This is a genomic window from Streptomyces sp. NPDC044704 (assembly GCF_056433525.1).
Map to the genome: position 1 here is coordinate 164,452 of NZ_JBWKGY010000007.1, position 14,608 is coordinate 179,059.

The 14,608-nt window shown below is 73.6% G+C and carries 13 protein-coding genes; 10 read left to right on the plus strand and 3 right to left on the minus strand.

The features are described 5' to 3' along the window. Positions 1-101: 101 nt before the first annotated feature. The 3 genes from AC07B0_RS19510 (at position 102) to AC07B0_RS19520 (ending at position 3,087) form a co-directional block, all read left to right on the plus strand. A complete protein-coding gene (locus tag AC07B0_RS19510) occupies positions 102-758 on the plus strand; it encodes a trimeric intracellular cation channel family protein (RefSeq protein WP_356878302.1) in 657 nt (218 codons plus the stop codon). A gap of 105 nt (positions 759-863) precedes the next feature. Then, complete coding sequence (locus AC07B0_RS19515) at positions 864-1,715, plus strand: thioesterase family protein (RefSeq protein ID WP_356878301.1); 852 nt, start codon at positions 864-866, stop codon at positions 1,713-1,715. A 208-nt stretch (positions 1,716-1,923) separates the two neighbouring features. Continuing rightward, positions 1,924-3,087: a cysteine desulfurase family protein gene (locus tag AC07B0_RS19520; protein ID WP_356878300.1), complete on the plus strand. Its 1,164-nt coding sequence runs from the start codon at positions 1,924-1,926 to the stop codon at positions 3,085-3,087. 63 nt (positions 3,088-3,150) lie between these two features. Here AC07B0_RS19520 and AC07B0_RS19525 read toward each other — a convergent pair whose 3' ends face one another. Next, positions 3,151-3,363, minus strand: a complete 213-nt coding sequence (locus tag AC07B0_RS19525; RefSeq protein WP_478898638.1) for a hypothetical protein — start codon at positions 3,361-3,363, stop codon at positions 3,151-3,153. A 101-nt stretch (positions 3,364-3,464) separates the two neighbouring features. Beyond that, positions 3,465-4,136 carry an N-acetylmuramoyl-L-alanine amidase gene (locus AC07B0_RS19530; RefSeq protein ID WP_356878298.1) on the minus strand — a complete coding sequence of 224 codons (672 nt, stop codon included), beginning with the start codon at positions 4,134-4,136 and terminating at the stop codon, positions 3,465-3,467. A 68-nt stretch (positions 4,137-4,204) separates the two neighbouring features. Between AC07B0_RS19530 and mnmA the strand changes: the two genes are divergently transcribed. Beyond that, entirely contained in the window at positions 4,205-5,335 is a 1,131-nt protein-coding gene (gene mnmA / locus AC07B0_RS19535) for a tRNA 2-thiouridine(34) synthase MnmA (protein WP_356878297.1), read from the plus strand. 25 nt (positions 5,336-5,360) lie between these two features. On the opposite strand, the gene AC07B0_RS19540 is transcribed toward mnmA, so the two are convergent. Further along, entirely contained in the window at positions 5,361-6,284 is a 924-nt protein-coding gene (locus AC07B0_RS19540; RefSeq protein ID WP_356878296.1) for an NADP-dependent oxidoreductase, read from the minus strand. A gap of 126 nt (positions 6,285-6,410) precedes the next feature. Between AC07B0_RS19540 and AC07B0_RS19545 the strand changes: the two genes are divergently transcribed. The 6 genes from AC07B0_RS19545 to AC07B0_RS19570 all read left to right on the plus strand — a co-directional run bounded on the left by AC07B0_RS19545 (position 6,411) and on the right by AC07B0_RS19570 (position 14,504). Continuing rightward, entirely contained in the window at positions 6,411-7,472 is a 1,062-nt protein-coding gene (locus AC07B0_RS19545) for a GlxA family transcriptional regulator (protein WP_478898639.1), read from the plus strand. A gap of 104 nt (positions 7,473-7,576) precedes the next feature. After that, complete coding sequence (locus tag AC07B0_RS19550; protein ID WP_356878294.1) at positions 7,577-7,921, plus strand: DUF1330 domain-containing protein; 345 nt, start codon at positions 7,577-7,579, stop codon at positions 7,919-7,921. Positions 7,922-8,010: 89 nt separating this feature from the next. After that, on the plus strand, positions 8,011-8,700 hold the full coding sequence (locus tag AC07B0_RS19555) for an SDR family oxidoreductase (RefSeq protein WP_356878293.1): 690 nt from the start codon (positions 8,011-8,013) through the stop codon (positions 8,698-8,700). Then, on the plus strand, positions 8,697-9,680 hold the full coding sequence (locus tag AC07B0_RS19560) for a methionine synthase (RefSeq protein WP_356878292.1): 984 nt from the start codon (positions 8,697-8,699) through the stop codon (positions 9,678-9,680). The genes AC07B0_RS19555 and AC07B0_RS19560 overlap by 4 nt, the downstream gene beginning before the upstream one ends. A 30-nt stretch (positions 9,681-9,710) precedes the next feature. Beyond that, positions 9,711-11,912 (plus strand): NAD-dependent DNA ligase LigA, encoded by a 2,202-nt coding sequence (ligA, locus tag AC07B0_RS19565; RefSeq protein WP_356878291.1) that lies wholly within the window; start codon positions 9,711-9,713, stop codon positions 11,910-11,912. A 387-nt stretch (positions 11,913-12,299) separates the two neighbouring features. After that, positions 12,300-14,504: a putative bifunctional diguanylate cyclase/phosphodiesterase gene (locus AC07B0_RS19570; RefSeq protein ID WP_467290633.1), complete on the plus strand. Its 2,205-nt coding sequence runs from the start codon at positions 12,300-12,302 to the stop codon at positions 14,502-14,504. Positions 14,505-14,608 lie beyond the last annotated feature (104 nt).

Below are 14,608 nucleotides of genomic sequence, written 5' to 3' on the forward strand. Positions count from 1 at the left end.
ACCTGCGCCAACGCCGGAGCGGGGCTCCCGGGACACGTTCCGGGAGCCCCGCTCCGTTCGCGCGTCCGTTCGCCCACCCGTCGCCGGGCGACAATGGCCGGGTGCTCCACGATCTCTTCCCGCCCGGTGTCCAGCACGCGCTGGACCTCGCGGGCATCTTCGTCTTCGCCACCGCGGGCGCGCTGCTCGCCGTACGCAAGAACTTCGACGTCTTCGGCATCGCCGTGCTCGCCCTCGTCACCGCCCTCGGCGGCGGTCTGCTGCGCGACCTGTGCATCGGCGCCGTCCCGCCGGCGGCCTTCGGGGAGCTGAGCTTCTTCGTCACGCCCCTGATCGCCGCCGCGCTCGTCTTCTTCCTGCACCCCGAGGTCCAGCGGATCAACCGGGCCATCAACGTCTTCGACGCGGCGGGCCTCGGCCTGTTCTGCGTGACCGGCACGACCAAGGCCTACGAGTACGGCCTCGGGCTGACCGCCTCCGCCGCCCTGGGCCTGGCCACGGCCGTCGGCGGCGGCGTCCTGCGCGACGTCCTCGCCAACGAGGTGCCCTCGCTGCTGCGCGACCGGGAGATGTACGCCGTCCCCGCCGTCGTCGGAGCCGCCATGGTGGCCCTCTTCATCGCCTTCGACATGCTGAACGCCGTGACGACCGGTCTCGCGATCGTCACCACCTTCGTGCTGCGCCTGCTCGCCATGCGCTACCACTGGCGGGCGCCGCTGGCCTGGAACCGCCGCTCGTCGGTGGCCGAGGAACCGTAGGACGCGGGCGTCGGGGCACCGGGCCGGGCGGCCGGGAGCGGGGCCGGGAGCGGGGGAGAAAACAAAAGCTACCGCTTAGTAGCCTCCCGGTGTACCGTCGTTTCCATGTCATACGCAGCGGCCCAGGCATCCATCGGCGACAGCGAGTTCGACCGCGACACCACCGTCTCCCCCCGCGCGGGAGAGCCCGGGGTGTACGACGCGGAACTCTCCGCCGGGTGGACGATCATCACCGCCGTCAACGGCGGCTACCTGCTGGCCCTGGTCGGCCGGGCCCTGTCGGCGGCCCTGCCGCACCCGGACCCCTTCACCGTCTCCGCCCACTACCTGACCTCCTCGGTGCCCGGCCCCGCCGTCATCCGCACCCAGGTCGTCCGGGTCGGCCGCACCCTCTCCACCGGCCAGGCCTCGCTGTTCCAGTTCGACGAGAACGGCGCCGAGATCGAGCGCATCCGCGTCCTCGCCTCCTACGGCGACCTCGCCGCGCTGCCCGACACCGTGCAGACCGCAGCGCTGCCGCCCGCCTTCCCCGCCTACGAGGACTGCTTCGGCGCCGAGGCCGGCCCCGCCCCCATCCCCGGCAGCTCCGCCATCGTCGACCGCCTCCGGCTGCGGCTGGACCCGGCCACCGCGGGCTGGGCCGTCGGCGCGCCCTCCGGGAAGGGCGAGATGCGGGCCTGGTTCGAGCTGGCCGACGGCCGCGACGCCGACCCGTTCTCGCTGCTGCTCGCGGTGGACGCCCTGCCGCCGACCGCCTTCGACCTCGGGCTGGTGGGCTGGGCCCCGACCGTCGAACTGACCACCCACATCCGCTGCCGCCCCGCCCCCGGGCCGCTGCGCGTCGCCATCACCACCCGCAACATGGCCGGGGGCTTCCTGGAGGAGGACGCCGAGGTCTGGGACTCCGCGGACCGCCTCGTGGCCCAGTCCCGCCAGCTCGCGCGGGCACCGCGGTAGGCACCCGGCCGAAATCCCGCCGGACGGCGCCGCCGCGCCGGGCGCGCGACGTCCGGCGCGGCATGCCCGCCCGCCGGTGCCCGGCGTCCGGCGTTCGGTGCCCGGTGCGTTGCGCGGAGGCGGCCCGGGGCACGGGACGGCGGGGCCGGACGGTTTCCGCCGCCCGCTGGGGAGCCGGGGTCCGGGGGACTCGTAGAATCGGGGGATCATGGCCTACCTCGACCACGCCGCCACCACCCCGATGCTGCCGGAGGCCGCTGCGGCGATGACCGCGCAGTTCGCCGCCACGGGTAACGCGTCCTCCCTCCACGCCGCCGGCCGCCGCGCCCGCCGCACCGTCGAGGAGGCCCGCGAGGCCCTCGCCGAAGCGCTGGGCGCCCGGCCGAGCGAGGTGGTCTTCACGTCGGGCGGCACGGAGGCCGACAACCTCGCCGTCAAGGGCCTGTACTGGTCCCGCCGCGACGCCGAACCCTCCCGGACCCGGATCCTCGCCAGCCCCGTCGAGCACCACGCCGTCCTCGACGCCGTGCACTGGCTCGCCGAGCACGAGGGCGCCCGGGTCGAGTACCTGCCCGTCGACCGGCACGGGCGCGTGCACCCCGAGGTGTTCCGCGAAGCCGTCGAACGCGACCCGGACGACGTGGCTCTGGCCACCGTCATGTGGGCCAACAACGAGATCGGCACCGTCATGCCGGTCCGTGAACTGGCCGCCGTCGCGCGCGAGTACGGCATCCCCCTGCACTCGGACGCCGTCCAGGCCTTCGGGCAGCTCGACGTCCGGTTCGGTGACAGCGGCCTCGCCGCCATGACCGTCAGCGGCCACAAGATCGGCGGCCCGTACGGCATCGGGGCGCTGCTCCTCGGCCGCGACCAGAGCCCCGTCCCCGTGCTCCACGGCGGCGGGCAGGAGCGGCACGTCCGCTCCGGCACCCTCGACGTCCCCGCCGTCGCCGCCTTCGCGGTGGCCGCCGTGCTCGCCGCCGAACGGCGGGAGCGGTTCGCGGCGGAGGTCGGCGCCCTGCGCGACGACCTGATCGCCGCCGTACTGGACGCCGTACCCGACGCCGTGCTCGGCGGCGACCCCGCCGACCGGCTCCCGGCCAACGCCCACTTCAGCTTCCCCGGCTGCGAGGGGGACTCCCTGCTGCTGCTCCTGGACGCGCAGGGCATCGAGTGCTCCACCGGCTCCGCCTGCACCGCGGGCGTCGCCCAGCCGAGCCACGTCCTGCTGGCCACCGGCACCGACCCACAGCTGGCCCGCGGCACGCTGCGGTTCTCCCTGGGCCACACCTCCACGAAGGAGGACGTCGCCGCCGTGGCCGCCGCCATCGGCCCGGCGGTCGCCCGAGCCCGCACGGCCGGCCTCAGCTAGCCACACCCCCCACGAGGGCGCCCGGCCGGCTCCGGGCCCCCTCGCAGGGAGCCCGGTCTCCGGTCAGAGGTACTCGCGGGCGAACTCCACCGCCCACTCGACCGCCGCCACCGGGACGCCGTCCGACCGCGGGTCGATGGTCAGGCGCGCGGCCTCCCAGCCCTGGTCGTGGTCGCGGTGGATCGCGAAGCGGGCCCCCTCCTGCGCGCCCGGCGCTCTCACGGCGAACTCGATCGCCCGGTCGTCGCCGTCCGTCCCGACCGTGCCGATCGTCATGCCTGCGACTTCGAAGTCCACTGCCCCGCGCCCCTCGTGTAGATGCCGTCCGAGAGGTCCAGCCTCCACCCCGGGACTGACAGCCGCATGAGTGCGCGTACTCAGCCGGTCTTCTCGGGGCCCAGCGCCTCGCGGACCATGCGGACGTAACGGTCCCAGTCCCAGTGGCGGCCCGGGTCCGTGTGGTCGGCGCCCGGCACCTCGGAGTGCCCCACGATGTGCTTGCGGTCGACGGGTATCCCGTAACGGCGGCAGACGTCCGCCGCGAGCTTCGCCGAGGCCGTGTACATGGCGTCCGTGAAGTCCTGCGGGCGGTCCACGAAGCCCACGTGCTCGATGCCGACGCTGCGCTCGTTCATCGAGCGGTTGCCCGCGTGGAAGGCCACGTCCAGCTCGCGCACCATCTGCTCGATGTGGCCGTCCTGGCGCACTATGTAGTGCGCCGACGCCTTGTGCCAGGGGTTCTTGAACGCGTCCACCGAGGAGGCGAAGCCGCCCTGCGTGACGTGCACCACGATCCGGTCCACCCGGTAGTCGTCCGGCCGGTCGGCCAGCCGCCAGTTCGCCGGCGACGCCGCCGTCCAGTTCGCCCCCGCGTGATCGAGCTCACCCTCCTTGCGGGGCTTGGACACCCCCGGCAACAGCCACCAGGCCCGCCCGATCTCCTCGCGCCCCGCGACCGCCGCCGCCGCGACGACTCCCAGCCCGCCGAAGAGCACCGCCCTGCGGGTCCGGCCCGGCCGTTTCCCGCCCTTGTCCGTCTGCTCGGTCATGTGATCCACCCCCCACAGCCGATAACGCGCTGTGACCCCGCCCGGTTCCCCGTACCCTGGACGGTGCTATGACTGAGAACCTGCCGCGCACCGCCCGCCCCCTTCGCGTCCTGGCCGCCATGTCCGGCGGCGTGGACTCCGCCGTCGCCGCCGCCCGCGCGGTCGAAGCCGGGCACGACGTCACCGGCGTCCACCTGGCGCTCTCCGCGAACCCGCAGTCCTTCCGGACCGGCGCCCGCGGCTGCTGCACCATCGAGGACTCCCGCGACGCCCGCCGCGCCGCCGACGTCATCGGCATCCCCTTCTACGTCTGGGACCTCGCCGAGCGCTTCCGCGAGGACGTCGTCGAGGACTTCATCTCCGAGTACGAGGCCGGGCGCACCCCGAACCCCTGCCTGCGCTGCAACGAGAAGATCAAGTTCGCGGCGCTCCTCGACAAGGCCCTCGCCCTCGGCTTCGACGCCGTCTGCACCGGCCACTACGCCACCGTCGTCCTGAACGAGGACGGCTCCCGCGAGCTGCACCGCGCCTCCGACATGGCCAAGGACCAGTCGTACGTCCTCGGCGTCCTCGACGAGAAGCAGCTGGCCCACGCCCTCTTCCCGCTCGGCGACACCCTCACCACCAAGGAAGAGATCCGCGCCGAGGCCGAGGAGCGGGGCCTGGCCGTCGCGAAGAAGCCCGACAGCCACGACATCTGCTTCATCGCCGACGGCGACACCCAGGGCTTCCTCGCGAACCGCCTCGGCAAGGCCGAGGGCGACATCGTCGACGAGACCGGTGAGAAGGTCGGCACCCACGAGGGCGCCTTCGGCTTCACCATCGGCCAGCGCAAGGGCCTGCGCATCGGCCACCCCGCCGCCGACGGCAAGCCGCGCTACGTCCTCGACATCTCGCCGGTGAACAACACCGTCACCGTGGGCCCCGTCGAGGCCCTCGACGTCAGCGCCCTCACCGCGATCCGCCCCCGCTGGTGCGGCGCCGTGGCCGCCGCCCCCGGCACCTACACCGCGCAGCTGCGCGCCCACGGCGGCGAGACCGAGGTCTTCGCCGAGGTCGTGGACGGCGAGCTGCGCGTCTCCTTCACCGAGCCGGTCCGCGGCGTGGCCCCCGGCCAGGCGATCGTGCTCTACGACGGCACCCGCGTGGTCGGCTCCGCCACCATCGCCACCACCACGCGGGCCGCGGCCGCCGTCTGAGGCGGCGCGGCGGGCTCCGTACGGCTCAGACCACCGTCAGGACGATCTTGCCGGTGGTCCGGCCGAGCTCGCCGATCTCGTGGGCCTTCGCGGCCTGCTCCAGCGGCAGCACCGTGTCCACCAGGGGCCTCAGCAGCCCCGCGTCGGCCAGCGCGGCGATGCCCTCCAGGCCCTTGAGGTCCGGGTCGACCAGCAGCCAGACGGCGCGCGCCGTGCCGGCGTCCGCCGGTACGGAGTCCGGTCCCGGCAGGGAGATCAGGTGGCCGCCGGGCTTCAGCACCTTCAGGGAGCGCTCGGCGGTCCCGTCGCCGAGGGCGTCGATCACCACGTCCACCTCGGAGACCGCCTCCGTGAAGTCCTGCTCCCGGTAGTCGATCAGCTCGTCGGCGCCCAGCCCGCGCAGCAGCTCGTGCTTGGCCGCGCTCGCGGTGCCGATGACGTACGCGCCGCGCGCCTTGGCGATCTGCACCGCCAGGTGCCCCACGCCGCCCGCCGCCGCGTGGACCAGTACCCGCTGCCCGGCCGTGACGCCGGCGGTGTCCACCAGCGCCTGCCACGCGGTGAGGGCCGCCAGCGGCAGCGCGGCCGCCTGCACGTGGTCCAGGGAGGCGGGCTTGCGGGCGAAGTGCCGGGCCGGGGCCACCACGTACTCGGCGTAGGCGCCCGCCTGCCGCGGGAAGAGCGGCATCCCGTACACCTCGTCGCCCGCGCTGTGCAGGGTCACGCCGGGGCCGGCCGCCTCGACCGTGCCGGAGACGTCCCAGCCGACGATCGGGGTCTCGCCCCAGCTGATCAGGGCCCCGCTGGCCCGGGTCTTCCAGTCGACCGGGTTCACGCCGGCCGCGTGCACCCGGACCAGGACCTCACCCAGCCCGGGTTCCGGGCGCTCGATCTCCCGCTCGACCAGGGTCTCGGGGCCGCCCCACTCGTTCACGACCATCGCGCGCATGTCAGTCCGCCTCATTCCGTCCGATTGCGTCCGTACCGGGCAGTTCCCCGGCGACGTGTCCCAGATTCGGACACGGCGCCGACCCGTGGTATTGGCCGTCCGGCCACTATGTGACAGGATCTGGCCATGAGCGAGGCGCGTACGGAACCGACGGCAACCGCGGGACCGACCGGGCGGAGCGGCACCGGCGGCCGCCACCTGGTCGCGGTCCTCGCCCTCCCGGGCTTCCCCCCGTTCGAGCTGGGCATCCCCTCCCGGGTCTTCGGCAGCGCCGTGGACGAGGACGGAGCGGCCCTGTACGAGGTCGTCGTCTGCACCGCCGACGGCGGCCCGGTGACGAGCGACTCCGGATTCGCCATCCAGCCCGCGGCCGGGCCCGAGGCCCTCGCCGCCGCCGACACCGTGATCATCCCGCCCACCCATGCCATGCCCGAACTGAGCCTCGGGGGACCGCTGCCGCCCGAGGTGGCCGCGGCGATCGCCGGCATCCGCCCCGGCACCCGCCTGGTCTCCATCTGCAGCGGCTCCTACGTGCTCGCCGCCGCCGGGCTCCTCGACGGCCGCCCCGCGACGACCCACTGGAACCTCGCCCCCGAGTTCCGCCGGGCCTACCCCCGTGTCCTCGTCGACGAGGAGGTCCTGTTCGTCGACGACGGGGACGTCCTGACCTCCGCCGGAGTGTCCGCCGGCGTCGACCTGTGCCTGCACCTGGTCCGCCGCGACCACGGCGTCGCCATCACCAACCGCGCCGCCCGCATGTGCGTCGTACCCCCGTGGCGGGACGGCGGGCAGGCCCAGTACATCGACCGCCCCGTCCCCGAACCCACCGTCGCCACCACCACGGCCACCCGCGCCTGGGCCCTGGAACGCCTCGCCGAGCCCATCGCCCTCGCCGAACTCGCCGCCCACGCCCGGATGAGCCTGCGCACCTTCACCCGGCGCTTCCGCGACGAGGTCGGCATGACCCCCGTGCAGTGGCTCACCGCCCAACGCCTCGAAATCGCCCGCCACTTGCTGGAGTCCAGCGACCTGCCGGTCGACCTCGTGGCCCACCGCGCCGGCTTCGGCTCCGCCAACTCCCTGCGCCAGCACATGCGTGCCGCCCTCGGCGTCTCCCCGATCGCCTACCGCCGCACCTTCCAGCCGCACGGCCCGGCCGCCCCCGCCCCTGCCCCCGTCCCGTCCTGACCTGACATGACCTCCGAGGTCATCGACCCGGGGGGTACCCCCTCGGGCACGATGGGACCAGCGGCCCGGAGCGCCGGGCCCGCCCGCAGACAGGGGAAACCGTCATGACCGCGTACGCCATCGCCCACATACGCCCCGAGGCCGTGAACGAGGACATCCTCCGCTACATCGAGGAGATCCAGCCGAGCATGGAGCCCTTCGGCGGCCGCTTCCTCGTCCACGGAGCCGAAGTCGAGGTCCTCGAAGGCCCCTTCCCCGGCACCATCGTGATGGTCGGCTTCCCGGACATCGAGCGGGCCCGCGCCTGGTACGCCTCGCCCGCCTACCAGGCGATCCTGCCCCTGCGCACCGACCACATCCAGGGCCAGGTCGTCCTGGTCGAGGGCGTCCCCGCCGACTACGACGCCCGCAAGACCGCCGCCGCGCTGCGCGCCGAAGCCGGCCTCTGACACGGACGGCCGGGCCGCCTGCGCCACGGGCGGCCCCCGGCTCCCGGCCGGGGCCGCGGAGCGCCCCCGCGGGGTGCGAGCATGACCGTATGGCTACTCACCTCATCACCGGTGCCGGTTCCGGCATCGGCGCCGCCGTCGCGGCCCGCCTGCACGCCCGCGGCGACGACCTGGTCCTCCTCGCCCGTGACGCCGCCCGCGCCCGGCAGCTCGTCGAGCTCTACCCCGGCGCGCGGACCCTCGTGGGAGACCTCGCCGACCCCGACCGGCTGTCGTGGGCCTTCTCCAAGCAGCCGATCCCCGAGCGCATCGACTCCCTCCTGCACGTCGCGGGGATCGTCGACCTCGGCCCCGTCGGCGAGCTCCGCCCCAAGACCTGGCACCAGCAGCTCAACGTCAACCTCATCGCCCCCGCCGAGGTCACCCGGCTGCTGCTGCCCACCCTGCGCGCCTCGAAGGCCACCGTCGTCTTCGTGAACTCCGGCGCCGGCCTCACCGCCCACGCCGACTGGAGCGCCTACGCCGCCTCCAAGCACGGCCTCAAGGCCCTCGCCGACTCCCTGCGCGCCGAGGAGAAGCCGAACGGCATCCGCGTCACCTCCGTCTACCCCGGCCGCACCGCCAGCCCGATGCAGGCCAAGGTGCACTCGCAGGAGGGCAAGGAGTACGACCCCGCCGCCTGGATCGACCCCGAGTCCGTCGCCACCACCATCGTCATGGCCGTCGACCTGCCCCGCGACGCCGAGGTGAACGACCTGTCCGTGAGGCCCGGCCGATGACCGCGAGCGCCACCGGAGTCGGCTCGCTGCCCGGCGGCGACGCCCGCGAGGCCGCCAAGACCGTCACCGGCTCCTTCGAGGAGTTCCCGTACCTCGCCGAGCTGCCCGCCCGCGGCCCCGGCGCGGACATGATCGGCCGCTCGCTCGGGCTGCTCGTCGACCTGTACGCCCACGTCGAGCCCAGCGGCTGGCGCATCAGCGACCGCCCGGGCCGCGACACCCGCCGCGCCCGCTCCTGGCTCGGCGAGGACCTGGACGCCCTGGAGGAGTTCACCCAGGGCTACACCGGCAAGCTCAAGGTCCAGGCCGTCGGGCCGTGGACGCTGGCCGCCGCCCTGGAACTCCACGGCGGCGAGGCGATGCTCCAGGACGCCGGAGCCTGCCGGGACCTGGCCGGATCCCTCGCGGAAGGCCTGCGCGAGCACCTGGCGGACGTGCGCAAGCGGATCCCCGGAGCCGAGATCGTCCTCCAGTACGACGAACCGTCCCTCACCGCCGTCCTCCTCGGCCGGGTCCGCTCGGCCAGCGGCTACCGCACCTACCGGGCCGTCGACCGGCAGGTCGTGGAAGGCACCCTGCGGGACCTCTTCGCCGTCCACGACGGGGAGGTCGTCGTGCACTCCTGCGCCCCCGAGGTCCCCTTCGGACTGCTGAAGCGGGCCGGCGCCGCGGGCGTCTCGTTCGATTTCTCCCTGCTCACCGAGCGCGAGGACGACGCCCTCGGGGAAGCCGTCGAAGGCGGGCTGAAACTCTTCGCCGGAGTGGTGCCCGGCACCGACACCGTGTTGTCGGACCCGGGCGGTAGCGTCATGGGTGTCAGGAAGCTTTGGCGCAGGCTGGGACTGGCTCCGGGGACTCTCGCCGAGTCCGTCGTGGTCACTCCGTCGTGCGGTCTGGCGGGCGCCTCGCCCGCCTACGCCCGCGCGGTGCAGGCCCATTGCGTCAGGGCGGCGAGGTCGCTCGCCGACAACCCTGAGTGACGGTCGAGACGGGCCACGGGAGGACACGGCATGGCAGCCGAACAGCAGGACACGGCAGTACCGGCGGCGGTGCGTGAGCAGCACGCGCTGCTGGCCGAACAGGTCGAGGAGCACCGCTTCCGGTACTACGTGAACGACCAGCCGGTCGTCAGCGACGCCGAGTTCGACAAGCTGCTGCGCTCGCTGGAGGCGCTGGAGGAGCAGTACGCGGAGCTGCGTACGCCCGATTCGCCCACCCAGAAGGTGGCCGGGGCGTACGAGACGGACTTCGCGTCGGTCGAGCACCGGGAGCGGATGCTCTCCCTCGACAACGCCTTCGACGACGAGGAACTGGCGGCCTGGGCCGAGCGCGTGGCCCGGGACGCGAACACCTCCGACTACCACTACCTGTGCGAGCTGAAGGTGGACGGCCTCGCCGTCAACCTGACCTACGAGAACGGCCGCCTCACCCGCGCCGCCACCCGCGGCGACGGCCGCACCGGCGAGGACATCACGCCCAACGTCCGCACCATCGCCGAGATCCCGGACCGCCTCAAGGGCGACCGGATCCCGGCGCTGGTCGAGATCCGCGGCGAGGTCTACTTCCCGATGGAGAAGTTCGAGGAGCTCAACGCGCGGCTCGTCGAGGCGGAGGGCAAGCCCTTCGCCAACCCGCGCAACGCGGCGGCCGGGTCGCTGCGCCAGAAGGACCCCAAGGTCACCGCGAGCCGCCCGCTGCACATGGTGGTCCACGGCATCGGCGCCCGCGAGGGCTTCGAGATCGAGCGCCAGTCGCAGGCGTACGAGCTGCTGCGCGAGTGGGGCCTGCCGACCGCCCGGCACAACAAGGTGGTCTCCACGCTCGCCGAAGTGCGCGGGTTCATCTCCGCATTCGGCGAGAACCGGCATTCGGTGGAACACGAGATCGACGGCGTGGTCGTCAAGCTCGACGAGATCGCGCTCCAGGGCCGGCTCGGTTCCACGGCCCGCGCGCCGCGCTGGGCGATCGCCTGGAAGTACGCGCCCGAAGAGGTCAACACCAAGCTGATCGACATCAAGGTCGGTGTCGGCCGCACCGGCCGCGTGACCCCGTACGCGCAGGTGGAGCCGGTGACGGTGGCCGGGTCCGAGGTGGAGTTCGCGACCCTGCACAACCAGGAGGTCGTCAAGGCCAAGGGCGTCCTCATCGGGGACACCGTGGTGCTGCGCAAGGCGGGCGACGTCATCCCCGAGATCCTCGGGCCGGTGGTCGACCTGCGGGACGGGAGCGAGCGGGCGTTCGTGATGCCGGCCGAATGCCCCGAATGCGGGACGACGCTGCGGCCGATGAAGGAGGGGGACATCGACGTCCGGTGCCCCAACGGGCAGACCTGCCCCGCCCAGCTCCGGGAGCGGCTCTTCTACCTCGGCGGCAGACAGAGCCTGGACATCGAGAACTTCGGCATGGTCGCGGCGGCCGCGCTGACCGGCCCGCTGGAGCCGGCCGAGCCGCCGCTGCTGGACGAGGGCGACCTCTTCGGCCTCACCATCGAGCAGCTGCTGCCCATCAAGGCGTACGTCCTCGACCCGGACAGCGGGCTCCCCAAGCGGGACCCGAAGACCGGCGAGGAGAAGATCGTCACGGTCTTCGCCAACCAGAAGGGCGAGCCGAAGAAGAACGCCCTGGCCATGCTGGAGAACATCGCGGCCGCCAAGGAACGCCCGCTGGCCCGCGTCATCAACGGCCTGTCGATCCGTCACGTCGGCCCCGTCGCCGCGGAGGCCCTCGCCCGCGAGTTCCGCTCGATCGAGCGCATCGAGCAGGCCACCGAGGAGGAGCTGACGGCCACCGAGGGCGTCGGCGCGATCATCGCGGCCTCCCTCAAGGAGTGGTTCGCCGTCGACTGGCACCAGGAGATCCTCCGCAAGTGGCGGGAGGCCGGCGTGCGGATGGAGGAGGAAGGTTCCGGCGAGGAGCAGGGTCCGCGCCCGCTGGAAGGGCTGACCGTCGTCGTCACCGGCACCCTCCAGGGCCACACCCGCGACGGCGCCAAGGAGGCCCTCCAGAGCCGGGGAGCCAAGGTGACCGGCTCGGTGTCGAAGAAGACCTCCTTCGTCGTGGTCGGCGACAACCCCGGTTCGAAGTACGACAAGGCCGTGCAGCTGAAACTGGCCATCCTCGACGACGCCGGTTTCGAGGTGCTGCTCGAACAGGGCCCCGACGCCGCCCGCGAGGCGGCCCTCCCCCTGGACGGCGGGCCCGTGGCGGAGTAGTAACCCACACGGGAGCCGCTCCGGGGGAGCGGCCGAGGCGAACGGATGCGTGGCGTGCGGCCGTACGGGCGGGCGCACGCCCGGCGCGGCGCCCGGTGGTAAACGGCCGGTACAGGCCTGGTCATGGGGCGGTGGGCTGTCGGATCATCGGAAGGGTGACGGGGGGTCCTGGTCCAAACTCACCCGTTCGGCGGATACCGTACTGATGAGGATGGCTGGGTCGCATTCGGGCAACCACTGCCGACCGCTGCCCCTGGGTGCCTCTCGCGTCCTACTGTTGTGGGGTGCGCCTGTCGTGCACGGCTGCCTGATGCGCTTCCGGCCGTGATGGCATGACATCGGGGCCATCGCGTGACATCGGCATCGCCGGCTGTGAGAGGGACGGGCATGAAACCCACCGAAAGCGCCGACCCGTCACCTGAATTCGGCGGGGAACCCCCGCCCAAGCGGACGGGCCGGCTCGGTGTCCTGGGTGCCAGGACACCGGAGACCCGTCCCCTCGACACCGGTACGGGCGGCGGAACACAGGGACAGCGGCGCACCGTGCTGCCCCTCGTCGTCATCGGCATGGCCGCGGTGGTCCTCGCGGGCGGCATCGTCTCCGCGCTGACCGACCGTCAAGCCCTGTTCCCCGGCGGCACGGTGGGCTGGGCGCTGGCCCTCCTCACCGGCGTCATCGTCGGCCACCTGGTCGCCCTCGGCCGCGACCGCTGGTGGGGCGGCACCGGCTCGGGCGCCGCCCTCACCCTCGGCGTACTCCTCCTCTACGGCTGGGTCCCCGCCGGACTCGTCTCGCTCGCCGTCGTCACCCTGGTCGGCGCCGCACGCCGGCACCGCTGGCGGCAGGGACTGCTGCACGGCTGCGTCGACATCCTCGGCATCGGCGCGGGAGCCCTCGTCCTGGCCGCCTTCGGCGACGCGCCGAGCGTCGAGACGCCCTGGCAGCCCGCCACCTGGGGCCTCGCCGACATCCCCGAAGTCGTCCTGGTCGCCGTCACCTACCTCGCGGTCACCCGGCTCCTGCTGTGGTGCGCGCTGAACCCGCGCGGCGGCGGCCTGCCCACCGTCGCCCGCACCGCCCTGCTCCGGCAGGCGCTGGTGGCCGCCGCCCTGCTCGGCATCGCCCCCCTCATCTGCGTGGTCGCCGTCAGCCTGCCCGTCCTGCTGCCGCTGTTCGCCGTACCGCTCATCGCACTCGACTCCACCCTGTGGATCGCCCGCGCACGGGCCGAGGAACAGCTGCGCGACCCGCTGACCGGGCTCCCGAACCGGCAGTGGCTGCTGGAACGCGCCTGGTCGGCCCTGGACGAGGCTGAACGTTTGGGCACCCGGTCAGCTCTTGTGCTGATCGACCTGGACCGCTTCCGGGCGGTCAACGACACCCTCGGCCACCTGGCGGGGGACCGGCTGCTCCTCCAGATCGCCGACCGGCTGCGCCAGGCCCTGCCCCAGGACGCCGAAGTGGCCCGCCTCGGCGGTGACGAGTTCGCCGTACTGCTGCCCGTCGCCGACTCCACCACCAGCGCCCAGCGGGTCGCCCGCCACCTCGTCGCCGAGCTCAGCTCCCCGCTCGACCTCGACGGCCTGACCCTCGTCCTGGAGGCCAGCGCCGGACTCGCGGTCTTCCCCGACCACGCCCTCGACGCCGAGGGGCTGCTGCGCCGCGCGGACGTCGCCATGTACCAGGCGAAGCGCGACCGCACGGGCGTCGAGGTCTACGAGTCCAAGCGCGACAGCAACACCCCGGACCGCCTCGGACTCCTCGGCGACCTGCGGCGCGCCCTCGACGCCGGCGAAGTGGAACTGCACTACCAGCCGAAGGTCCGCTTCGACGGGCAGGTCGCCGGGCTGGAGGCGCTGGTCCGCTGGGTGCACCCGGAACGCGGGCGGGTCCCCCCGGACGAGTTCATCGCGATCGCCGAGACCTCCGGTCTGATGCCGCACCTCACCGAGTACGTCCTGGAGACGGCCCTCGCCCAGGTCGCCCGCTGGCGCGCCCAGGGCCTCAAGGTGCCCGTCGCCGTCAACGTCTCGCCCCGCGACGTCCACACGCCCGGCTTCGCGGGAGCCGTCGCGGCCCGCCTCGCCCGGCACGGGGTCCCGGCGAGCGGCCTCCAGCTGGAGATAACGGAACACGTCCTGCTGGAGGACCCCCAGCGGGCCGCCGACACCATGGCCGGGCTGACCGGGCACGGCGTCAAGATGTCCCTCGACGACTTCGGCACCGGCTACTCCTCCCTGGTGCACCTGCGCCGCCTGCCGGTCAGCGAGCTGAAGATCGACCGCTCCTTCGTGGCCCGGCTCGCCGTGGACGCCCAGGACGCGGAGATCGTGCGGTGCACGGTGGACCTGGCGCACTCCCTGGGACTGCTCGTCGTCGCCGAGGGCGTCGAGGACGACGAGACCTGGGAGCGGCTGCGCGACCTGGGCTGCGACGCGGTGCAGGGCTGGCTGGTGGCCGCCGCGATGCCGCCGCAGGAGGCCACCGCCTGGCTCCTCGCCCGCGGCGAGCGCGGCTGGCGCCGCCCGGCGGACATCACCGCCGAGCTCGCCGCCGCGGCGGCCGCCACGGCGGAGACCCCGGCCCAGTAGATCCGGCCCCGTGGATCCGGTCCGGTGGATCCGGCCCCGTGGACCGGCCCGGCGGACCGACCCTGCCGCCCGGGTCGGCGGACCGGGCCGGCGGACCGGGCCGG